The organism is Jejubacter calystegiae (assembly GCF_005671395.1).
GTDB classification, from domain to species: domain Bacteria; phylum Pseudomonadota; class Gammaproteobacteria; order Enterobacterales; family Enterobacteriaceae; genus Jejubacter; species Jejubacter calystegiae.
Map to the genome: position 1 here is coordinate 3,958,730 of NZ_CP040428.1, position 21,869 is coordinate 3,980,598.

The 21,869-nt window shown below is 56.6% G+C and carries 23 protein-coding genes, 2 pseudogenes and 1 CRISPR repeat array; of the genes and pseudogenes, 10 read left to right on the plus strand and 15 right to left on the minus strand.

Translation table 11 applies throughout. The features are described 5' to 3' along the window. Positions 1-212 precede the first annotated feature (212 nt). From FEM41_RS18265 to FEM41_RS18280, 4 genes are read right to left on the minus strand one after another with little or no spacing between them, the layout of a single operon-like run. On the minus strand, positions 213-1,109 hold the full coding sequence (locus FEM41_RS18265) for a DMT family transporter (protein WP_138097612.1): 897 nt from the start codon (positions 1,107-1,109) through the stop codon (positions 213-215). Continuing rightward, positions 1,109-1,981: a DUF6024 family protein gene (locus FEM41_RS18270; RefSeq protein ID WP_138097613.1), complete on the minus strand. Its 873-nt coding sequence runs from the start codon at positions 1,979-1,981 to the stop codon at positions 1,109-1,111. The genes FEM41_RS18265 and FEM41_RS18270 overlap by 1 nt, the downstream gene beginning before the upstream one ends. Beyond that, positions 1,981-2,442: an NUDIX hydrolase gene (locus FEM41_RS18275; RefSeq protein ID WP_241666518.1), complete on the minus strand. Its 462-nt coding sequence runs from the start codon at positions 2,440-2,442 to the stop codon at positions 1,981-1,983. The genes FEM41_RS18270 and FEM41_RS18275 overlap by 1 nt, the downstream gene beginning before the upstream one ends. Continuing rightward, complete coding sequence (locus FEM41_RS18280) at positions 2,439-3,146, minus strand: hypothetical protein (protein WP_138097614.1); 708 nt, start codon at positions 3,144-3,146, stop codon at positions 2,439-2,441. The genes FEM41_RS18275 and FEM41_RS18280 overlap by 4 nt, the downstream gene beginning before the upstream one ends. Positions 3,147-3,295: 149 nt before the next feature. Between FEM41_RS18280 and FEM41_RS18285 the strand changes: the two genes are divergently transcribed. Continuing rightward, positions 3,296-4,171: a LysR substrate-binding domain-containing protein gene (locus FEM41_RS18285; RefSeq protein ID WP_138097615.1), complete on the plus strand. Its 876-nt coding sequence runs from the start codon at positions 3,296-3,298 to the stop codon at positions 4,169-4,171. A gap of 477 nt (positions 4,172-4,648) precedes the next feature. Here FEM41_RS18285 and FEM41_RS18290 read toward each other — a convergent pair whose 3' ends face one another. Continuing rightward, complete coding sequence (locus tag FEM41_RS18290; RefSeq protein ID WP_138097616.1) at positions 4,649-6,304, minus strand: glucan biosynthesis protein D; 1,656 nt, start codon at positions 6,302-6,304, stop codon at positions 4,649-4,651. Positions 6,305-6,569: 265 nt separating this feature from the next. Here FEM41_RS18290 and FEM41_RS18295 point away from each other — a divergent pair, with 265 nt between their 5' ends. Continuing rightward, a complete protein-coding gene (locus FEM41_RS18295) occupies positions 6,570-7,109 on the plus strand; it encodes an AAA family ATPase (protein WP_138097617.1) in 540 nt (179 codons plus the stop codon). Here the strand turns inward: FEM41_RS18295 and FEM41_RS18300 are convergent. Both FEM41_RS18300 and hglS read right to left on the minus strand, forming a co-directional pair. Beyond that, on the minus strand, positions 7,099-8,604 hold the full coding sequence (locus tag FEM41_RS18300) for a carboxylesterase/lipase family protein (protein ID WP_138097618.1): 1,506 nt from the start codon (positions 8,602-8,604) through the stop codon (positions 7,099-7,101). The two genes, FEM41_RS18295 and FEM41_RS18300, sit on opposite strands and share 11 nt — an antisense overlap. Before the next feature lie 41 nt (positions 8,605-8,645). Then, a complete protein-coding gene (gene hglS, locus FEM41_RS18305; RefSeq protein ID WP_138097619.1) occupies positions 8,646-9,989 on the minus strand; it encodes a 2-oxoadipate dioxygenase/decarboxylase HglS in 1,344 nt (447 codons plus the stop codon). Between the two features lie 239 nt (positions 9,990-10,228). Here hglS and pcaH point away from each other — a divergent pair, with 239 nt between their 5' ends. The 6 genes from pcaH to FEM41_RS18335 all read left to right on the plus strand — a co-directional run bounded on the left by pcaH (position 10,229) and on the right by FEM41_RS18335 (position 15,348). After that, entirely contained in the window at positions 10,229-10,972 is a 744-nt protein-coding gene (pcaH, locus tag FEM41_RS18310; protein ID WP_138097620.1) for a protocatechuate 3,4-dioxygenase subunit beta, read from the plus strand. Further along, complete coding sequence (gene pcaG / locus FEM41_RS18315) at positions 10,969-11,589, plus strand: protocatechuate 3,4-dioxygenase subunit alpha (RefSeq protein WP_138097621.1); 621 nt, start codon at positions 10,969-10,971, stop codon at positions 11,587-11,589. The genes pcaH and pcaG overlap by 4 nt, the downstream gene beginning before the upstream one ends. Before the next feature lie 169 nt (positions 11,590-11,758). Further along, positions 11,759-12,682 carry a LysR substrate-binding domain-containing protein gene (locus tag FEM41_RS18320; protein WP_138097622.1) on the plus strand — a complete coding sequence of 308 codons (924 nt, stop codon included), beginning with the start codon at positions 11,759-11,761 and terminating at the stop codon, positions 12,680-12,682. Between the two features lie 70 nt (positions 12,683-12,752). Further along, positions 12,753-13,201: direct repeats of the CRISPR family, unit length 28 nt; unit sequence TTTCTAAGCTGCCTGTACGGCAGTGCAC. A 415-nt stretch (positions 13,202-13,616) separates the two neighbouring features. Further along, a complete protein-coding gene (locus FEM41_RS18325) occupies positions 13,617-13,907 on the plus strand; it encodes a YdgH/BhsA/McbA family protein (RefSeq protein ID WP_138097623.1) in 291 nt (96 codons plus the stop codon). 62 nt (positions 13,908-13,969) lie between these two features. After that, the gene (locus FEM41_RS18330; RefSeq protein WP_138097624.1) at positions 13,970-14,509 is read left to right on the plus strand and encodes a GNAT family N-acetyltransferase; all 540 of its coding nucleotides are present in this window, start codon (positions 13,970-13,972) and stop codon (positions 14,507-14,509) included. Between the two features lie 356 nt (positions 14,510-14,865). Further along, on the plus strand, positions 14,866-15,348 hold the full coding sequence (locus FEM41_RS18335; RefSeq protein WP_138097625.1) for an Hcp family type VI secretion system effector: 483 nt from the start codon (positions 14,866-14,868) through the stop codon (positions 15,346-15,348). 37 nt (positions 15,349-15,385) lie between these two features. Here FEM41_RS18335 and FEM41_RS18340 read toward each other — a convergent pair whose 3' ends face one another. Both FEM41_RS18340 and FEM41_RS24615 read right to left on the minus strand, forming a co-directional pair. After that, positions 15,386-15,652, minus strand: coding sequence for a hypothetical protein (locus FEM41_RS18340; protein ID WP_138097626.1), 267 nt, complete (start codon positions 15,650-15,652; stop codon positions 15,386-15,388). After that, positions 15,633-16,151, minus strand: a pseudogene (locus FEM41_RS24615) (DUF2778 domain-containing protein). The gene FEM41_RS18340 and the pseudogene FEM41_RS24615 overlap by 20 nt, the downstream one beginning before the upstream one ends. A 373-nt stretch (positions 16,152-16,524) precedes the next feature. Here FEM41_RS24615 and FEM41_RS18355 point away from each other — a divergent pair. Next, the gene (locus FEM41_RS18355; protein WP_138097629.1) at positions 16,525-17,010 is read left to right on the plus strand and encodes an Hcp family type VI secretion system effector; all 486 of its coding nucleotides are present in this window, start codon (positions 16,525-16,527) and stop codon (positions 17,008-17,010) included. 24 nt (positions 17,011-17,034) lie between these two features. Here FEM41_RS18355 and FEM41_RS18360 read toward each other — a convergent pair whose 3' ends face one another. From FEM41_RS18360 to FEM41_RS18370, 4 genes and pseudogenes are all read right to left on the minus strand, one after another. Continuing rightward, complete coding sequence (locus FEM41_RS18360) at positions 17,035-17,298, minus strand: hypothetical protein (RefSeq protein ID WP_138097630.1); 264 nt, start codon at positions 17,296-17,298, stop codon at positions 17,035-17,037. Further along, positions 17,267-17,794, minus strand: a complete 528-nt coding sequence (locus FEM41_RS18365; protein WP_138097631.1) for a DUF2778 domain-containing protein — start codon at positions 17,792-17,794, stop codon at positions 17,267-17,269. Before FEM41_RS18365 ends, FEM41_RS18360 begins: the two co-directional genes overlap by 32 nt. A 241-nt stretch (positions 17,795-18,035) precedes the next feature. Further along, on the minus strand, positions 18,036-18,224 hold the full coding sequence (locus tag FEM41_RS25205) for a helix-turn-helix domain-containing protein (protein WP_421805473.1): 189 nt from the start codon (positions 18,222-18,224) through the stop codon (positions 18,036-18,038). Further along, positions 18,201-18,593, minus strand: a pseudogene (locus FEM41_RS18370) (recombinase family protein); the annotation flags it as partial. The gene FEM41_RS25205 and the pseudogene FEM41_RS18370, both read right to left, overlap by 24 nt. A 501-nt stretch (positions 18,594-19,094) precedes the next feature. Between FEM41_RS18370 and FEM41_RS18375 the strand changes: the two are divergent. After that, the gene (locus FEM41_RS18375; RefSeq protein WP_138097632.1) at positions 19,095-19,427 is read left to right on the plus strand and encodes a hypothetical protein; all 333 of its coding nucleotides are present in this window, start codon (positions 19,095-19,097) and stop codon (positions 19,425-19,427) included. 25 nt (positions 19,428-19,452) lie between these two features. On the opposite strand, the gene mmuM is transcribed toward FEM41_RS18375, so the two are convergent. Next, positions 19,453-20,397: a homocysteine S-methyltransferase gene (gene mmuM / locus FEM41_RS18380; RefSeq protein WP_138097633.1), complete on the minus strand. Its 945-nt coding sequence runs from the start codon at positions 20,395-20,397 to the stop codon at positions 19,453-19,455. Then, positions 20,384-21,793 carry an S-methylmethionine permease gene (mmuP, locus tag FEM41_RS18385; RefSeq protein WP_138097634.1) on the minus strand — a complete coding sequence of 470 codons (1,410 nt, stop codon included), beginning with the start codon at positions 21,791-21,793 and terminating at the stop codon, positions 20,384-20,386. Before mmuP ends, mmuM begins: the two co-directional genes overlap by 14 nt. Positions 21,794-21,869 lie beyond the last annotated feature (76 nt).

The window sequence follows — 21,869 nt, forward strand, 5'->3', positions numbered from 1 at the left end:
TAACTTACTCCTGGAAAATACGGATGTAAAAGCGTTGTGGAACAGAAGGAGGGAATCAAATAAAAAAAGCCAGGCCATTAATCCGTATATGGCCTGGCATACATCACACCGGTTTGCCTCCCTGCCCCCTTACGGGTACTGCGTTGACCTGGCGGCCGACGCATCCTTGTGTTCTCCTTACCCCCAATTCGAAGGAGATCCACAAAACTTTCTTAGGACTGCGGTTCGCCGTAAAGCTCCGCCCGACGGCTGCGCAGGCTGTTAACCAGCACCGCCCCCACAATCACCACGCCGCCGATAAGCGCGTGCCCCGTTGGCGCCTGGCCCAGCACCAGCCAGATCCACAGCGGCGCCAGCGCGGTTTCCAGCAGCAGGAACAGACCGGCGTTTGCCGGGGAGACATAGCGGGTCGACAGCGTAATCAACCCCATGGCCAGCGGCATCACTAACGCCCCTTCCGCCAGCGCCCAACCCCACTGCGCGCTGTTCATCTGCATCAGCGTCTGCTGTACCGGACCACCGGCAAACACCCCCACCAGCAGCGCCGCCAGCAGCCCCCCTACCGACGGTAACGCCAGGGTTCCCCCCTCTACCCGGGAGGAATAAATAAAGGCCAGCGCCATTGAAACTGCGGTGCCGAGCGCAAACAGGTTCGCCAGCCCGTTTTCATGGCCGCCGCGGCCGCTCATCACAATCGCCACTCCGACCATCCCCACCAGCGCCGCCGTCAGCAGGCCGCGATCCAGTCTGGCGCCGAACAACACCCGGGAGATCAGCGCCGATACAAAGGGCGTGGCGGAGATAATCACCAGTACCGTCGCCACATTGCCCCGGTTCAGAGCGTTCACAAAACCGGCCGACGCCAGACAGAAAAAGAGCACCGACAGCAGATTGTCGCGGGTCGCCCAGGGGGCGCCCAGCGTAGAGCGCGAAGGCCGCCACATCAGCCAGACCAGCAGGCAGACCGCCCACATAAACGCGCCCCGCAGCAGCACGATGGCCCAGGAGTTATCAATCCCCATCATGCGAATAAATAGCGAGTCGGTACTCAACAATAACCCGCCCGCAATACCGATAAGATTGCCGTTACCCGTTAGCGTCCGTTTCATTAAACCTCCAGAAGTTGAGTCAACCGCCGGGAGACCTCCGGCGTGGTATCCACGGGGATAGTGCCATCGCCGCGCGCCCAGCAGGAAAGCCGCAGCGTTCCCACATCCGGGAAATAGCTGATGCTGTCGGCCTTCGCGCGCCGTAGCAGCCCTTCGTCCGGCACCGGCATTTTGATGCAGCAGAACGGCAAACCATCCGCGCTGACCGGATCCAGCCCGTAGCCTGCCGGTAGCGTCAGCGCCGAAGCGCATACCTGCGCCACGTTAAACGGCTGCCATTCCGGTCTGGCCAGGGTTTCCAGCGCCTCTTCCAGCGGGTGGCTGGAAGCGGTTGCCTCTTCGAACAGCCGCAGTTCGCTGCGTAGCAGCCGGCTGTGACTGCTGGCCCGTAGGGCGACGATCGCCAGCCCGGGGGTCAACGACGCATGCTTATGCAGCGGCGCAATAAAAATCTCGCTGTCGCGCACCAGTTCGGCGTGGCGCAGCGTGGCGAAACTGTGGGAAGCATCCACCATCCCCTTGCCGCCGCATCCCTTCAGGCTGCATACCGCGCCGGTACCGGGGTGCACATGGGTGATGATATTGAGCTCCCCGGGCGGTGGCGGACACTGACCACCGCCGGTAAACAGACGGGCGATGGGAGGATAGTGATGCTGCGGCGCCAGCCGCAGCATCACCTCCTGGCGATGAAACAGATGATTCAGGATGACCAGCCCCACCCGTACCGACTGCACAAAAAAGATGTCGTAGTCGTCCAGGCGGTAAATGCAGGTCAGCTCATCTCTCAACCGATCTCTTAACATAGCCGCTCGCTTATAAAAATGTTCTCCGTACACCCGCTGTAGATCCGGGGACAGTGATGACGCATCCATCAGTTAATAAGCTCCTGCTGATAGAGCAGCGGCATCACCTCGTCGCGAAATATGGACCCTACCGGCACCGCACAGGGCGGCTGGCGATAGCTGACCCAGGCCAGCTCTTCGATTTCGCTACAGGGCCGCGGCTGCCCGGCAATCTCTACCCGATAAACGTGGTTTTCGATCGGCCGGTTTTCAAAAGCGGCCTGCCCCAGAAACAGCCCGAAGGGGCGAATATTTGTGACCGAAACCCCCAGCTCTTCCTGGAGCTCGCGCTTCAGGCAACTCAGGTGATCTTCACCGGCATCCGGCTTGCCCCCCGGCGAGATAAAAATGTCGGTGCCGCGCTTGCGGGTCAGCAGCAGCGAACGCTGATGGATGATGACAGCGGCGCATTTCACGATGGGCTTCTGCGCTTTCTCCTGGGAAACCTCATCCTCAATGGCATCGTAGCTTTCCGGTTGCAGACTCATCATGCGGCCACCGTTGCAGCGCGGGTGGAACGGCACTCCAGAGTCTCCCCGGACAGGAAGCGCACAATGTTCAACATCAACGGCGCTTTGTCGTTCAGATAGCCAAGGATGGTGTCATCATCCGGGGTGGTGAAGCTGTCAGCGAAGATGCTGATCCCCTCCAGCGATTTGGTAGAGATACCCAGCTGCAGCAGGCGATATTTCACATCGTCCGCCGAACGGGCAAACTCATAAATCGGTGAATGGTAGGTGATGTCGAAGCGCGCCATCATATCCACCAGCCACTCTTTGGCCACCAGACGCTGTTCCGGAAACTCCATCTGATAGTGGGTGATGCCGTCGTTGATCACATCGATATCGTTGCGGCGGCAGAAGTCCACCAGGTGAGCGTGAATCGCCATCTTTTCACCCAGCAGCACCAGATTCTTGCGGTACTTCAGAATGTCCGATTCCAGATGTTCAATGGCGATGGAACGAAAAGCGCCGCTGATATCAGCCACGGTGTGCCCGACCACTAAATCGCCAAAGCGATTGCGCAACTCTTCCACCCGGTGAGCCAGAATACCGCGATGCAAAGAGCAACCGCTGTTGCCTGACCAGAGGTGAACCGGAATGCCTTGTAACATTAAATAACAGGCGGCCAGGGTGCTGTCGCGTCCACCGGTAAACATAACAAGCTGGGTCTTGGGGGTAAGCTGTTCTGTCATTTTACGCTCCTTTCAGGAAATAACGGGGTTCAGAGTGAAACCCGTGCTGTTTATCGTTCTGTTATGCAGCACAGAGTAGGGAAATAAATCGCGGCTGAAAAATGATATAAACAGACATATACTGTTAGTTTTTCTCACAAGGTATCGCTATGCCGGATTCCCTGCCGCCGCTGCGCGCATTGCGCTACTTTCAACGCGCCGCCCGCCACCAGAGCGTTAGCCTGGCTGCCCGTTCGCTTAATGTGACCCATAGCGCCGTCAGCCATCAGATCCGGCTGCTGGAAGAGTGGCTGGCCGCTCCGCTGTTTGTGCGGGCCGGTGGACGTATCCATTTGACGGCGGATGGCGAACAGCTCAGCCGGGTCTGTTCCCGGGCCTTTACCGATATCGCGGAAAGCTGTGAACGCATCCGTGGTCAGGCCCGTCACGGGCTGACCGTCTCCTGCGCCCCCAGTTTTCTGGCCCAGTGGTTGATTCCGCGCATTGGACGTTTTAATCAGCAATATCCGGACGTTCCGCTCAGCTTCGATACCCTGACTGACCCCCAGAAGCTGCGTGACGATCGCACCGATGTGTTAATCCTGAGCCACGACCATCTGGTGCCGGAAGGCGTGGCCACCACGCTGATTGCCGTCGACTATATCGGCCCGGTCTGTTCCCCACTGTTTCGCGGACGACTGAGCTACGCCGCCGACTTTAGCGCCCTGCCGCTGCTGCACGCCGATACCCGCGCCCACGCCTGGGAAGAGTGGGCGCAAAAAACCGGCGCCCGGGGCGACTTCTGGGCGGGGAAACACTTCGATAATCTGACGCTGGCGATTCAGGCCGCGCGCAACGGCCTGGGCATCATCATGACGCCGCAGATTCTGGTGAAGAAGGAGTTACGGGAAGGAACGCTGTGCGCGCCGCTGGGGTTCGCGGCTATGGATCGCGCCACCTGGATGATGGTGCGTCAGGCACGCCAGCATGAGCCGGCCATCGATCTGTTCAGAAGGTGGTTGCTGGAAGAAGCCGCGGAGGATTAGCCCTCACCCCGGCCCTCTCCCTGAGGGAGAGGGAGAAAACCAGCACTTGCCTGTCCCTTCTCCCCGGCTCTCTCCCTGAGGGAGAGAGAGAAAACCAGCACTTGCCTGTCTCCTCACACCGGCTCTCTCCCTGAGGGAGAGGGAGACAACCAGCACTTGCCTGTCTCCTCACACCGGCTCTCTCCCTGAAGGCGAGGGAGACAACCAGCACTTGCCTGTCTCCTCACACCGGCTCTCTCCCTGAGGGAGAGGGAGAAAACCAGCACTTGCCTGTCCCTTCTCCCCGGCTCTCTCCCTGAAGGCGAGGGAGACAACCAGCACTTGCCTGTCTCCTCACCCCGGCCCTCTCCCTGAGGGAGAGGGAGACAACCAGCACTTGCCAGTCCCCTCTCCCCGGCTCTCTCCCTGAAGGCGAGGGAGAAAACCAGCACTTGCCAGTCCCCTCTCCCCTGTGGGGAGAGGGTTAGGGTGAGGGGGTCAGCGCATCTGACGATCGTCTACATACTTGCGCTTATCCGGCGCTGGCGGGAAGTACTGGTAGAGCCAGGTTTCGCTTTCGGTCTGCCCCTGACTGCGCAAATACATCCGCATCTCCACCGGATCGACGCTGTCAGAAGTGGGGTGCCAGTCGAACAGAATACGATAACCGTCGAAGGGGTCGACGTAGAGGATCTCCACCTGCTTCGCCTCGCCGCTGGACAGCGTGATCACCGGCTCCATACCGCGGGCAGCCGCCTCTTTCAGGTTAGCGCCGACAAAGTCCACCGCGAAACGGCGCGACCAGGTTTCCGGGTAGTGTTCGCCCGGCGCCCAGCCTTCCGGGAAGCTGCCCATCCCGGTACGGGTGGCGTAAACCCGGGCCAGTTCGCTGCGCACCGGCGGTTCAGCGGCCCAGTACAGGCGATATTTAAAGTCCAGCCGATCCCCGGCCTGCACCGGTTTTTCCGGTTGCCAGAAGCAGACGATATTATCCAGAGTTTCGCCGGTGGTGGGAATCTCCAGCAGCGAGATATGCCCCTTGCCCCAGTTGCCCTGCGGCTCCACCCACAGACTGGGACGTTTGTTATACCAGCCGATAACGTCCTGATAGTTATCGAAGCTGTGATCGGTCTGCAACAGGCCAAAGCCTTTAATATTCTCATCATTAAAGGCGTTAAACTGCAGCTTCTGGGGATTATTGAGCGGACGGCACACCCATTCACCGTTGCCGCGCCATAGCGCCAGGCGATCGGAGTCATGGATCTGCGGGTGGATGGTGTCACACATGCGGCGCTCGTTAGTGCCGCAACTGAACATGCTGGTCATAGGCGCGATGCCCAGCTGCTTCACGGCCTTACGGGCATACAGGTGGTTTTCCACCTCCATAATCACCTGCTTCTCTTCGCAGTGAATGGTGAATTTATAAGCGCCGGTGAGACTTGGACCGTCCATTAACGCATAGACCACAAAGGTGGTGTCGCGGGCTTTCGGGGTTTCGAACCAGAAGGCGGTAAAATCCGGGAACTCTTCGGTAGTATCGGTGAAGGTGTTGACCGCCACGCCGCGGGCGGACAGGCCATACTGATAAGTGCTGTCCACGGCACGGAAGTAGCTGGCGCCAAGGAAGGAAACCACATCGCGCTTCGCCAGTTCCGGGGCCTTAAAGGCACGGAAACCGGCGAAGCCGAGATCCGGATGGTCTTCCAACTGGCGGGTATCCACCCCGGCCTCGTTGTAGTTAAAGAGTTCGGGGCGGAAGTGAATCTCCCGCGCCTGGCGGCTGGCGGGATCCACAGAGTACATCCGCACCCGCCGCTGGAACCCCATACCGACGTGGAAGAACTGCACATCGAGCTGGCGCCCTTCGATCTGGTTCCACAGCGAGTGTCCCGCGTCGTACTGAATATGATTGTAGGCCTGAGGCGTCATTCCGGTAAGCGCCCCCGGTAGCGGACGGGGAGCGCCGCCCCAGGTTTTTTTCGCCAACTCGCTGGCCATTTCCTGAAGCTGAGCAAAGTCGAAGGGACGCGAACTGCCATCGGCAATACCGCCGTCCGCCGCCCAGGCTGATTGAGAAAAGAGGCCGGCCAGGCCGGGCGTGCCGCAGGCTGCTGCCAGCGCCATTGAAGCTTTAATAAAACGTCTGCGGTTCATGCCTGAGAAATCGTCCTTAAGTTGGGTGTGGCTTTGGTGTATTTTACTTCCCCTGAAAGGGGAACATGGTCAAAATAATGCCCCAGGTATGACCGCCCACGCCAGACAAAATTCCTTCCATTTTCAAACTCTTTATTTCACCGATCGCCGCCACTTTCCCCGCTGGCGACACGGCTGACAGCAGCTGGCAGTCGCTGGCCGAAACGATACCGCTCCCCCACCCGACCAAATTTCAGACAGTTCTCAAACTATGGAGAAACGCCTTATGAATCTGCGCTACATCCTGACCGGCGGACCCGGCGCCGGAAAATCCACCCTGCTACAGGCTCTAAGCGACGCAGGAATAGCGACCCAACCGGAAAGCGGTCGCGCCATTATTCGCGAACAGCAGCAGCAAGGCGGCAACGCCCTGCCCTGGGCGGACAGACTGGCTTTCGCCATGCGGATGCTGGAACGCGATATCGACGGCTGGAAGGTACACGAAAACGCCACGGCGCCGGTGCTGTTCGACCGTGGCATTCCGGATTCGCTGGGCTACCTGCAACTGTGCGGTCTGGACGCGCCGCCACGGATGACCAACGCCGTGCGCGACTGCCGCTATGCGCCCCGGGTCTTCTTCGCCCCGCCCTGGCGCGATATTTATCGCCAGGACGATGAACGCCGCCAGAGCTGGGACGAAGCGGCGGCCACCGCCCGGGTGATGCTACGACTGTATCGCGCCTGCGGCTATCAGGTGGTAATGGTGCCGCCGCTGACTGCGGCGGCCAGGGCTCGCTGGCTGCGAGCAAGGCTGATTACAGGGTAACGTGCTGCTTCATCACCCGCTTAAACAGCAGCGAGCGAGCGCGCATAAAGCGACGCTCCAGCTTAAAGCCGGGCCGCCGGTTAATGCCCATGCGCATCAGGCGGTCGGCGCCCCCCTTGCTGGCAGGCCAGGGGAGCGGGCCTGCCAGTACCGTCTGTCCAGGCTTCAGATGGGCAAAAGCCGCCCAGTAGTCCGCCACCCGGGCGGCAAACGCCAGATCCTCAAGGCTGGCGTACTCCCTGGACGGCAGAATGGTGCCAAGGGTATCGAACACGTAGGGAATTTCGTTGCCATGCCAGGCGCCCCAGGGATAGGTGGCGTGCTCCGCTTCGGCAACATAGTCAAACCAGTAGCGCCAGCAGGGCTGCCCCAGGCGCTGCCAGGACTGCATCGCCACGAATCCCATGGTGGTAAAGGCCATATCGCGACTGACCTGGCGGCCCAGCGCCTCGTCGCCGCGTACCCCCGGATAGAGCATGCGGATCAACGCCAGCCCCAGCCGGTGGTCGCGACGCATGCGTTGGATCTGCTGCGCCAGATCGACGCCAAATACCCCCATCACGCTGGCTTCGTCGCTGTTGCTGCCTATCATCAGCGGCATGGGGTGTTGCCGCCCGGCCATCAGGCTTTCCAGCATAGGTTGCGGCAGTACCCGATCGCCGCAGATGGGCACCGGCCCCGTTCCCAGCGGGCTGGTCAGCGGCCAGAACACATCGGCCGGCAGGGCCCGCAGTTGAGCGGCTGAAGCATTTTCCAGCCCCAGATGGCGAGCCACCGCCTCACCTCGGGCCGTTGCCTCGCTGAGCGGTTCATCGGCCAGGGTATAGGCGCTCTGGGCAATCGCTTTATGAAACAGACCGGCGGACAGCGGCGACACCAGCAGCGACAGCACGCTGCGCCCACCGGCTGATTCGCCAAACAGGGTGATATTTTGCGGATCGCCGCCGAACGCGGCGATGTTATCGCGCACCCACTCCAGGGCTGCAATCTGATCCAGCAGCGCGAAGTTAGCAAGCGGCCCTTCGGGATCTTCCTCCGCAAGCGCCGGATGGGCGAAGAACCCCAGATGACCGAGACGGTAATTCACCGTAACCACCACCACGCCACGATTCGCCAGTGCCCGCCCTTCATAGGGCGGCAGACTACCGGCGCCGATGGTGTAACCGCCGCCGTGCAGCCAGACCATCACCGGCAGCGGCTTGTCGCTCTGGGCCGGTGCCCAGATATTCAGATACAGACAATCTTCACAAAAGGTGCCAGGGTCACCGCCGCCCACTTCCCGACAGGCTTCAATACTCTGCCAGGCGGCAGGCGCAAAGCGGTCCGCCATCCGCACGCCATGCCAGGGCACCGGCGGTCGCGGCGCGCGCCAGCGCCCTTCCCCCACCGGCGGCGCCGCATAGGGAATGCCGCGCCAGACGGCGATATCTTCTTCAATCTGACCAATAAGCTGCCCCTGACTCAGGGTGACGATCGGCGTGGCGGGCCTTTTCATACGACTGTCCTTTTGAAAACACGCCGCTAAGAGTACCTATTTCAGAGCAGACCGCAACGCCGTTTGCTACGTTTTTCCAGTTCCTGGTAGAGGGCAAATTCGTTCAGCACCGAGGCGCCCAGCGCCATTTCAAAATCGCTGCGGCTGGCGTTGCCGTGACTCAGGGGGTGGGCTTCATCCCCAAGATTAGACTGGAAAATACCGGCAGCGCTGACCGGCAGGAAATCTTCATAGGTGATGGGATGCGCCACCAGCCAGCCGCGGTCGATCAACGGTTCCGGATCGCAGCCGGGTTCAATGGCGGCGCGGTGCGCTTCACCGGCGGGGGTCAGACGGTAACGGAAGTAGCCCAGCCCCTGGCGGCGTACCTCCCGGGCGTCATCCGGGAAGCGGCTGAACACCTCCTGCAGACGGAGCTGATGAGTCAGGTTATCGCGGGCGTTACCGACTTCCCGTAGCAGGGTATCGTACAGCGCTCGCCCTTTAGGGGTGAGCGCCATACCGCGTTGTTCAATTTCACCAAAACGCGCCCTGTGGCTGCCCGGCTGCTGGTCGCTGAACATAATCGACTCCTCCAGCGCCTTAAAACTGGTCTGACGCAGCAGGATCGGCACAGCCCGACGCGGCGGCCCCTCAATCACCATTTTGGGGACGATACCACGCTCCGGCATCTGGGCCTGTACCCGGTCGATATCCAGGGTTCGCGGCGTCAGATGGTTGATATGGCAGCCGCGGAAGCTGACCACATCGGCAATCAGCTGGTGGGTCTGATGCAGGGACTCATAGGTGGCGGCATCCACCGTGGCGTGGCGCTGCCAGCGGAAGGTTTCCAGCACCTCATTAACGAACGCATCCGCCTGTGCCTGGGTAAAGCCGCACTTCCGCTCATACTGAGTCAGTAGCGTGATGCAGCCGGGGGTAAAGATATGGCGCTGCGCCAGTATCGATTCGGCCCGGCGCCGCAACCCTTCGTCAGGGATCAGATCCAGCCGCAGCAGCGAAGTAAAGATCCGAAACGGATTGCGGGAAAGCGAAGCCTCTTCGATGGGACGAAAGGCGGTGGAGTGAACCGGCACCCCCGCCTGAGACAGGTCGTAGTAACCCACCGGGAACATCCCCATCACCTTAAAGATACGTCGCAGCGTCTCCAGCTCATGGGCCGTACCGACGCGAATCGCCCCGTGGCGCTCCACGTTCAGGCGCGACAGTTCATCGGCGTTCGCCAGTTGCTCATGCAGGCCGGGATTTTTTTCCAGCACCCCCAGATTCACATCGGCTACCAGCTCCAGTAGCGTGCCGTACTGCGGAACCTCCTGCTGGTACATGGCCGACATTGCCTGGGAGAATTGCTCCCGGATCTCATCGGCCGTGACGTTGTTCACCATGCTTTCATCCCTCCAGTGGGTAATGGAGGAAATAGTAGGAAAGCGCCGGGTGAGCCGTCGGGAAGAATTTGCTTTTTGTGATCGCCAGGGCATTGGTTGCGCAAACGCAGGGGAGCGGGATAGATAACGACGAGTTATTAAAAAAGCGCCATAATTTCACTATTAATTAACAATTAATTTACACACACTGACCGACACCGATAACGACAACACCTGTACTCAACCAACCGGAGCCCGTCATGAACGACGAAAAATGGTCCCCCCGCGAACTGGTGCACCGCGACTATCGCAGCCACCCGCCGGCTTACACACCGGGCTACAAAACCAGCGTGCTGCGATCGCCGCGTAACGCCTTAATCTCCCTGCAAAATTCACTTTCTGAAATCACCGGCCCTGTCTTCGGCGCCCGTGAGCTTAGCCCCAAAGATAACGATCTGATCCTTAACTATGCTAAAGAGGGGCTGCCCATTGGCGAACGGATTATCGTTCACGGCTACGTGCGTGACGGATACGGCCGACCGGTGAAAAACGCGCTGGTGGAAGTGTGGCAGGCCAACGCGGGCGGTCGCTACCGCCACAAGAAGGATCAGTACCTGGCGCCGATCGATCCCAACTTCGGCGGCTGTGGCCGCATGCTAACCGACGAAAACGGCTACTACGCCTTTCGCACCATCAAGCCCGGCCCCTATCCGTGGCGCAATCAGGTAAGCGACTGGCGTCCGGCCCATATCCACTTTTCGCTGTCCGGCGACAGCTTCGGCCAGCGGCTGATCACCCAGATGTACTTCGAAGGCGATCCGCTGATTAAGCAGTGCCCCATCGTACGTACACTGGGGGATGACGACGCGGTGCGCACCCTGATTGCCGAACTGGATATGTCGGCGGCGGTACCGCTGGACTGTCTGGCTTATCGCTTCGATCTGGTTCTGCGCGGCCACCGGGCCACGCTGTTTGAAAACCGTACCCAGGGGGCCGCATCATGAGAGACTATTTACCGGAAACCGCCTCCCAGACCGCTGGCCCTTACGTGCACATCGGCCTGGCGCCCCAGGCTGCGGGCTTCGATATCTTCGAGAATAACTTCAGCCATATACTGACCAACAGCCACACCAAAGGAGAACGGGTAACCATTGAAGGCCGGGTGATTGATGGTTCCGGCACGCCAGTTCGCGACGTGCTGCTGGAGATCTGGCAGGCCAATGCCGTCGGGCGCTACAGCCACCCCGCCGACCAGCAGCAGGAAAAAGCGCTGGACCCCGATTTTCGCGGCTGGGGGCGCAGCTGTTCCGACTTCGACAGCGGCGTCTGGCGTTTTGAAACCATCAAGCCCGGCCCGGTGGTCGGCCGTGACGGGCGCATAATGGCGCCGCACGTTAACCTGTGGATCGTCGCCCGCGGGATCAATATCGGGCTGAACACCCGCATGTACTTTGACGATGAAGCCGATGCCAATAGCCGCGACCCGGTGCTTAACCTGATTGAATGGGAAGTACGCCGCGCAACGCTTATCGGCAAACGCCAGCAGCGCGGTAACGAAGTGGTTTACCAGTTCGACATCCGACTGCAGGGCGAAAACGAAACTGTCTTTTTCGACCTCTGAGCCATGACACGCGTCCCGCCATGCTGGCGGGACATTTTTTCACCGCTGCGATAATTTCTTCCCCCATCGACATCCCCCCGGACGAATGTTAATTTTATTTTGCTATCAGGTTATCAAAAATAAGCATGTTACCTTGTCACAGTCGTCGCGCTGGATTTAACTTGGGGTTATGGAAAAAAACAGTCTCTTCAGCCAGCGGATTCGCTTGCGCCATCTGCATACATTCGTGGCCGTCGCCCAACAGGGAACACTGGGGCGCGCGGCTGAAACTCTTAATCTTAGTCAACCGGCCCTCTCCAAGACCCTGAATGAGCTGGAACAGTTAACCGGCGAACGCCTGTTCGAACGCGGTCGGCTGGGCGCTCAGCTCACGCTGATGGGCGAACAGTTCCTGATTCACGCGGTCCGGGTGCTGGATGCGCTGAATCACGCCGGGCTTTCCATGAGCCGCAAGCAGGGCCAGACCCATGACGTGGTGCGTATCGGCGCCCTGCCCACGGCGGCGCTCGGCATTCTGCCCAGCGTGATTGGCCAGTACCACGGCCAGCAGGCGAACGTCACCCTGCAGGTGGCGACCATGAATAACACCATGCTGCTGGCGGGGCTAAAGTCCGGCGAGCTGGATCTCGGCATCGGCCGTATGTCCGACCCGGAACTGATGACCGGCCTTAACTATGAGCTGCTGTTTCTGGAATCGCTAAAGCTGGTGGTGCGCCCCGATCACCCACTATTGCGTGACAACGTCACACTTAGTCGGGTAATGGAGTGGCCGGTGGTGGTTTCGCCCAAAGGCACGGTACCACGCCAGAATGCCGAAGCGCTGCTGGCCAGTGAAGGCTGTAAGCTGCCCGCCTCCTGCATCGAAACGCTGTCAGCTTCGCTGTCGCGCCAGCTGACGGTGGACTATCAGTACGTCTGGTTTGTGCCTTCCGGCGCGGTGAAAGAGGATCTACGCCAGGGTACCCTGAACGCCCTGCCGGTACCCACCCACGGCGCGGGCGAGCCCATTGGCATTCTGACCCGGGTCGATGCGCCCCTTTCCCCCGGCGCCCAGGCGTTGCTGACCTGTATCAGGAAGAGTATGCCGGCGTAAAGTGTGACCTACGCCCTTCTCAGCCGTAGGTCAGAATATTTACTGATAGCATGGCGGTAAAACACCATCATTTTTAAGCTGCCTGTACGGTAGTGCACACAAACGCAGCTGGAAACCGACCATACGTTGATTTCTAAGCTGCCTGTACGGCAGTGCACCCACTGCCAGCGAAGTCCAGACGTTTGATTACTTTCTAAGCTGCCTGTACGGCAGTGCACGCGGAAATATCCTGGACCTGCGAATAGACGTTTTTCTAAGCTGCCTGTACGGCAGTGCACCTTGTCTTATCAGCTTTTTGGTGAGGGAGGGCTTTCTAAGCTGCCTGTACGGCAGTGCACAGAAAGCCGACATGACGCAGGTAAAGCGTGCCGTTTCTAAGCTGCCTGTACGGCAGTGCACTTAGCCACTCCCCGGGCAGTGATTCCCGGATTTTTCTAAGCTGCCTGTACGGCAGTGCACCTGATTCGCACCCGATGGCAGGTTGACCAGAATTTCTAAGCTGCCTGTACGGCAGTGCACTGATAAAAAATAACAGTAGCCGACTGTTTCTAAAAGTAAAAAAGTGGTATTCCGCCAAAAACCCTTTTTCCAGACATTTACAGTCACAATATTAAAATCAATAAGTTACAAGTTCCCCCAAAAAAAGGGCTGAAGCTATGCTATCGACTATGCCTCATGTCCTGTAGCAAATGGTCGACGACCATAAATGAAAAATCGATGAAGAAATAACCATGGCTAAATAAAAAAAATAATAAGATTGTGCGTATTTCTGATCTGCGCCACATTCCAGGAGCAATCAACCGACACAAATATATGAATTTATAAATCAGTCTGTTACTATTTTTTTCGCTCGAAACAAGATTTTTTCGACGCCTGGGCTACACTCGATATGGTGTCTTAACGTCCATTCAATACCCAACAAGGATGCTTTATTATGAAAAAAACAGCTTTAATCACCGCCATTGTTGCGTCTGCATTCTCCTTTAGCGCGTTTGCAGCCACTCAGGTCTCCAAACAGGAAATCGACCAGTTTAAACTTGTTAAAGTGGGTGATATCAATGTCTCCCAGTCTGGTGGCGCAATCTCTTCCCCAAGCGATCTGCACGACGCACTGTCCGCGAAAGCTGACGAGAAAGGCGGCAAGTACTACCATATCGTTGCTGCCCGCGAGCACGGTCCGAACTTTGAAGCGGTTGCTGAAGTCTACAAAGACGCCAATAAGTAAGTTCGCACAACATTCGAAAACCACGCCAGCTGGCGTGGTTTTTTTATGCATCAAGGAGAACCATGAATATCTCAACGCCGCGTTTCATACTAAAACCCATATCAGAAAATGACTGGATATTTTTTCTGGCGTTACGCCAGGATGAAACGCTAATGCGTTATATGTCAGACGTGGCGCAACGTGCCGAAATTCAGGCCCTGTTTGAGCGACGTCTTAAAGCGTGGAAAGAAGAGACCTTTACCCCAAAAACCTGGATTATCCACGATCGGCTCAACCATGCGCAGGCGCTGGGGGAAATCGGCATCGCCCGCCAGGCGATGGCGCGCCAGCATGGAGAAGTCGGCTATACCATCTGTACGGCAGCCCAGGGGAAAGGCGTGGCCAGCGAGACGCTGGCAGCCGTGTGCCGGGACGCTTTCGATAAAGGCGATTATCAATGCCTGGACGCCCGGGTTCTGGGCGATAATCAGGGCTCTATCCGGGTACTGGAAAAGTGCGGATTCCGGCTGCAGCAGACGGTTAAAAACGGCTACTCGCTTCACGGTCAGTATCATGACGACCTGCTTTACCGGCTGGAGAAGGCCCGATCTCTGGTAGGGTGACGGCTGTACGGCAGTGAACTGGCACATCTAAAGGGAGTGTTACGGTTCGTTTTTCTAAGCTGCCTGTACGGCAATGCAGAAAAAACACAAAATAACCAGCAAATTCATTACATTAAAACCAGTCGCTGGTTATTAAACTCTCCTGATAAGTCTCGTTTAGTGCCTTTCAGAATCAATAAGTTAAAAATAGTTTTAGGGAAAGACTTTGGTTAATAATCGCTCAGGGTGTAATCGTTAATGCCGATACGTGGCATCACCACCATTCCATACTCACTCATTCATTTCCCTTGCTAATCAGTCATCATTTTGTGTATTTCAAAGTCACATAAATAGTATGGGAATGGAAGGAACTGAATATGCCAATCCCGGCTTACATGTGGCTCAAGGACGATGGAGGCGCCGATATCAAAGGCTCCGTAGATGTACAGGATCGCGAAGGGAGTATTGAGGTTGTGGAATTCAGCCACGGGCTCAACATTCCGGTAGACAGCAACACAGGGAAAGTAGCGGGTACCCGCAGTCACTCGCCGGTGATGATTGAGAAGGAATTCGACTCCTCAAGCCCATACATCTATAAAGCGGTTTCGAAGGGGCAGACACTTCAGAGCGCCGAGATCCGCTGGTACCGGATTAACCATGCGGGCCAGGAAGAGGCCTATTTTGTCATGCTGTTCGGGGGCGTGAAGATCACCGGCGTTAACCCTGGTATGCCAAACGCGAAATTGTCAGGCACTTCACAGATAAATCATATGGAGTCAGTCTCGATGATGTACGAGCGCGTTACCTGGCGCTATGTGGATGGAAATATCCAGTACACCGATGACTGGAACCTGAGATAAAGGGAAAGGCCCACCAATGTAGGGTGGGTTTTCTTTTTTAGTTGATGGTCTTCTGCCTAAACTTACGCCAAAACCAAATAATTAATTTGTACGCAATGATCGCCACAACAAGATCTAAGGCCCACATTGCCGGAAAATAAACATCTTCAGGATTGCTTACCCCCAGAAATTCAGACACCGAAAACCAGAAATCTAACTGTCCTTGCGGCATAGGGTATGGGTATGTGTGAACAAACATCACGGCCAGGATAAACAAAACCAGAAATAGGGCCACTTTAATGGATCTACGGGCAAGTGTCGCCATGGGTAATAACCTCGATTTGACCATACGCCATCAAGCCTGTATTCCTGACAGGCACTTTGTTGGTACGCAGTAATGCGGTGCGAATAGACTGAAAATCCGAGTGATGTTGCAGAGTAATGCAACCCTCCGGAATACCCAACGGCCCAATCGGATGCAACCGGAAGTTTCCTCGCCTTACACCCCGAATCCATGTGTGATCGTCAATCATTCCATCATCACGATACAGTGCGAACCATTCCGAATGGTCTGTCGGTGTATCTGTGATCCACGTCGGTATATCCTTCACCTTAGCATACATACGGCGAAAAAAGTTGCCAGACGGGCGTTCGACAATTCAGTAACGGCCAGACGGTAACAGTCCATTATTTGGGATGGCTACACATCCACCACGATTTCGGTATGCCTGGTTTCCCGAAAAAGCCATGAACGTCCCAACACCATATATCATAAGCGGCGAAAAATGCGCATTATTAACTATGAACTTTCCCTGTAGTGCCATCTGAATAGCTCCATTGTTTATGATCGCTAAACTATACAGGGTCAAAACAGCGAGTACACCCCGGCTGATTATGGTCACTCAGGCTGTTCGGGCCACTCAATGTCCGGGGCTTTACTGGTGGCCAGCATCAAAACGGTCCGCAATTCTGCGGGACGTATCGTCGGGCTATTCCATCTCCGCCGTCCGATATTCCACGTAATGATAAATTTTGGGGGAAAGACCTTGGTTAATAATCGCTCAGGGTGTGAGCGTTAATGCCGATACGTGGCATCACCACCATTCCATACTCACTCATTCATTTCCCTTGCTAATCAATTACCATTTTGTGTACTTTAATGGCACATAAACCAAAAGGAAATGGAAGGAACTAAATATGCCAATCCCGGCTTACATGTGGCTCAAGGACGACGGAGGCGCCGATATCAAAGGCTCCGTAGATGTACAGGATCGTGAAGGAAGCATCGAAATACTTGGTTTCTCACACGGCGTAAATTTGCCAGTTGATACAGCAACAGGAAAAATCACTGGCAAACGTAACCATGCCCCTATCTCTTTCGAAAAAGAATTTGACTCGTCAAGCCCTTATCTTTACAAAGCGGTGTCAAAAGGACAGACTCTTAAATCAGCGGAATTTAAGTGGTATAGAATCAACCATGCAGGCCAGGAAGAAGAATACTTCAACATGCTGCTGGAGGGTGTCAAAGTGGTATCCATTAACCCAGGAATGCCAAACGCCAAAATGGCGGGAATGTCCACGATTAATCACATGGAGTCGGTGTCTCTCATGTACGAGAAAATTACCTGGAAATATTGCGACGGTAATATTTTGTTTACAGATAGCTGGGAAGACCGTTCCTGAAAAAACCGGGGGGCACCCTGGTTTCTAATTTGTCCGATTCAGCTTCTTTTCCGCCAGGCGAACTATTACCTGGTAGCCAATGACAGTTACCATGGTGCATATAGCCAGAAGTGCTAAGCCCACAAAACCTTCTACATCACGATCCCCAAAAAAACCTGCCACCTTCTTCCAGAAAGCTATCTGGCCATGAGTGGCAGGATCAGACGGGCGAACCAGAAGAAACGTCAGGATGAAGAGCCCAACTGCAATCAGAATCCTAAACCCCGCTGGGACACGACGAGTTGCCATTCAAAATCACCTCAATGGTTCCGTAAGACATCAGGCCGTTCGGCAACTTCACTTGCTGAGTTGAAAGTAGCGCCTGCCGTATTGCCAGAAAATCAGTTCTATGCTGTAACGTTATGCATCCTAACGATATACCCATAGGGCCAGGTGGATGCAGCCGAAAGTTACCCCTTTCAACACCATTTATCCATGTGTAATCGTCAATTTTTCCGTCATCACGATACAAGGCAAACCATTCATATTTTATCACTGGTCTGGATGTCGGCCATGAATAAAAATCACGCATATCAGTGCGGAGCATCCCCTTCCAGCCACCCGTAGGTCTTTTTACTATGTGATAACGTCCCCCGGGTATCGGCCCATTATTCGGTACGCCAACACATCCTGAACGGTTCCGGTACTGATCGTTTCCTGAGTATGCCAAGAATGTGCCAATGCCATAAAGCATTAATGGACAGAAGTGTGCATCGTTAACAACAAATTTCCCTTGTAGTGCCATCTGAATAGCTCCATTGTTTATGATCGCTAAACTATACAGGGTCAAAACAGCGAGTACACCCCGGCTGATTATGGTCACTCAGGCTGTTCGGGCCACTCAATGTCCGGGGCTTTACTGGTGGCCAGTATCAAAACGGTCCACGATTCTGCGGGACGTATCGTCGGGCGATTCCATCTCCGCCGTCCGGTATTCCACGTAATGATAAATATCCCCGATCCGGATATATGCATCTTTAAGTAAGTCAGCTTTTACGCTCTATCGGAACATGCCTGTAAATGCTGGTAAGAGACACGCCAATCACGTCAGCCACCTGCTGCCGTGTTGCGCCGTTCTCCAGTAGCCTGCGCGCATATGCGACATTCTCGGGAGTCATTTTTTTCGGGCGCCCGCCGCTCCTCCCCTCTTCTCTGGCGGCGGACAGACCGGCCAGAGTGCATTCTACGATTAGCTCGCGCTCCATCTCTGCCAGGGCACCCATGACGTGGAAAAAGAAGCGCCCATTGCTGTCGACGTATCGATCGAGTCGGTCAGACTCTGAAAGTGGCCGCCACGGCGCTGGATATCGCCAACCAGGGCGATCAGGTCGCCGACACTACAACCCAAGGCGATCCAGTTTCCAGACGATCAGAGTATCCCCTCGCCTCACGCGCCGCACCGCGCGCCTTAGCTCCGGACGCCGGGCATTCGACCCGCTGGCCCGATCCTCGAAAATTAGTTCACATCCTGCGCTATTTAACGCGCTCCGCTGTAATTCTGAGTTTTGCTCCGCTGTAGACACTCTGACGTAGCCGATCAGCATCGGTTTATCCCGTTAAAAATGAATAGGATAAATCACCCTCCTGGTTTCCAAAAACGAATGTTTTTGCAATAGCGTATTTCTTTTCTAAGCTGCCTGTACGGCAGTGAACATGGGGCTGTTCACGTCCGCCGGTTCTGGTAGTTTTCTAAGCTGCCTGTACGGCAGTGAACAGAAGCAAAATAGCACTATCGCGTTGTTACGAAAAGAGAAAAGTACGATTTGGGTTATCACACCCTTTTTCCCACTCCCACTCTGCGGGCACGCAAAATCAACAAGTTAGCAATAGCGCTAAAAAAAGGGTTTGCTGGCTGTAAACACCCCACCGCTGAATTTAGCAGTTCTCCGCTATAACTTTCGCCATTGTTTAAGATTCTATAATCATAGAATCATACGTAACCTGAAACCTGTCACCTTGCGTGCAGGCGCTAATGTTACCAAAAACCTTCCCAAAAATGCCGTTATCAGGTAGGGTAGCGCCAGTTGTTACTTCAGTGGAATTTCATGTTAGCCGCCACTCTTAAACTCACGCTTTCCGAACGCGCTTCACGTATGGTGGTGCCCGATCTTCAGGCGCTGATCCCCCCTTCTGATATCAGCATTTTTATTAATCATCTCGGCGCGGATCACAGTGCGACGGTAGAGTGTTCGCGCAGTACAGAGGTCTGTTCCCTGCTGGCGGCAACGCTAATGACCTGGCTGCGGTTATGTGCGGCTAAAGGGTTGCAACTCTGGAGTAATGGCGATGCGCTGGACGCAAAAGCGCTGGATACCCAACGCCTTTATGGCCTGCTGATGGCGGCGGATGCTCACCTGGTGATGGATTTCAATCAGTAACCCTCTGCCTGATGCGGGGCTTTTTCTATACCTGACGCCGAACCGCAGCCAGCGCTGCGATATCTGCCGGCGTGGTACGGCAGCAGCCACCAATTAATCGTGCCCCGGCGTCGCGCCATGCGGGCAGATGATCGACCAGCTGATGGCAGCCTTCAGCGCCGTGGGACCAGCGCTTGCTGGCGGCGTCATAGGTTTCGCCAGAGTTAGGATAAACCACCAGCGGCAGCGCGGTCAGTGAAGACAGGTGACGCAGTGAGGCATCGGTAGATTCCAGCGCCACGCAGTTAATACCCAGCGCCAGCGCCTGCGGGCAGGCGTTCAAATGCGCCGCCACCTGGCTAAGCGGCGTGCCGTCACTCAGGTGTTCGGCATCACGCAGCGTAAAGGTGAACCAGGCCCCGGTTTGCGGAAACGCCTGCGCCAGTAGTGCGGTCAGCGCCTGGAGTTCGCTGAACGATGGCAGAGTCTCGCAGGCCAGCAGATCGACGCCCCCTTCCACCAGCGCCGCAATCCGTGGCCGATGAAAATCGGCAAACTCCGCGGCACTACATTGATAGTCACCGCGATATTCAGAGCCATCCGCCAGAAAAGCGCCATAAGGCCCCACCGAACCTGCCACCAGCAGCGGTCCGTCCTGCGGCTTTTCCTTCAGGTAGTCGGTCCGCGCCTCCCGGGCCAGCGCAACGCTTTTAATCATCAGCTCTCGCGCCTGGGCACCCTCTATCCCCCGGGTTGCGAAGCCTGCTTCGCTGGCCTGGTAGCTGGCGGTAATAGCGCACTGAGCACCGGCGCGAAAATAGTCGAGATGAACCTGATAAATCAGCTCCGGCTGTTCCAGCAACACCTTCGCCGACCACAGGCTATCCGCCAGGTTGCAGCCACGGGCTTCCAGTTCGGTGGCCAGCGCGCCATCCAGCACCAGGAAGGGATCGCGAGCCAGAATGGACGTTAATGGATTATTCAGCGGCATGGGTGACCTCCTGTTGCCGACGGGTCGAAAGCTTGCGGGTCAGATAATACGCGCCGTAACACAGCGCCACAAAAGGCAGCCCGCACCACAGAGCAATACGCTGTTCCGGGTCGAACGCCAGCCCGATGCAGGCCACCAGGCAGAGCACAAATCCCAGTACCGGCGTAAGGGGAAACCAGGGCGCACGGTAATGCAACTGCGCCAGAGTGCCGCCGCTGCGCAGATGGTGACGACGGAATTGAAAGTGCGAGGCACAAATCGCCAGCCAGACCGCCACTACCGCAAAACCAGAAATAGCCGACAGCGCCACAAAGACGGTATCCGGCGCCACTACGCTGGTAAACAGCGCCAGTACCCCACCCAGCATACTGACAGAAAGCGCGGTCAGCGGAATGCCACGCCGGGTCAGGCGCGCAAAGCAGCGTGGCAGCGTGCGCTCATTAGAAAGGGACCACAGCATGCGCCCGGAAGCGTACAACCCGGAATTAGCGGCAGAGAGAATCGCCGTCAGAATCACAAAGTTAATGATATCCGCAGCCCAGGGAATGCCGATTTTCTCGAACACCAGGACGAACGGGCTCTTCACCACTCCGGCCTGATCCATCGGGATCAGCGCCGCCAGAACCAGCACAGTACCGATAAAAAACAGAATCAGCCGGGCGATGGTGGTGCGAATGGCAATGGGCAACACCTTGTGGGGCTCGGCGGTCTCACCGGCGGCGATCCCAATAAGTTCAGTGCCGGAAAAGGCGAAGTTCACCGCCACCATGGTCATCATGATGGGCAGTACGCCGTGGGGCAGCAGACCGCCTTCGGTCAGTTGGCTGAAAAACGGCGCCGGGGTGCCGTCACGCAGCGGAATAATGCCGAACATGGCGGCGCCGCCCAGAATAATAAAGGCCAGGATAGTGATGACCTTAATCAGCGAAAACCAGAACTCCCCTTCGGCGAAAACGCGCGCCGAAAAGACGTTCATCACAAAGATAGCGACGCAGAATATCAGGCACCAGATCCACACCGGCACCGAGGGAAACCAGTACTGCATGCAGAACCCGGCAGCGGTCAGGCTGGAGCCCAGCGCCACGGTCCAGGTCAGCCAGTAAAGCCAGGCCACGGTATAGCCGGTAGCCGGGCTCAGATAGCGGCTGGCATAGACGTGGAAAGCGCCCGTTTCCGGCATCGCGACCGACAGCTCCCCCAGGCACTGCATCACCAGCCACACCACCAGCGCGCCTATCAGATAGGCCAGCAGCGTGCCCGCAGCACCCGTTGTCGAGATAATATAGCCGGTATTGAAAAACAGCCCGGTGCCGATCACCCCGCCCAGCGACAGCATCACCAGGTGGCGGGTCTTCATGGTTCGGCGAAATGCGCCTTGATTTGGGTTCTCTTGCATACTGCCTTCTTTACGTATAGACGTCTAAACATCTGACATAAGAGAAGCGTTATACTCGCCGCAATCACGAAATGCA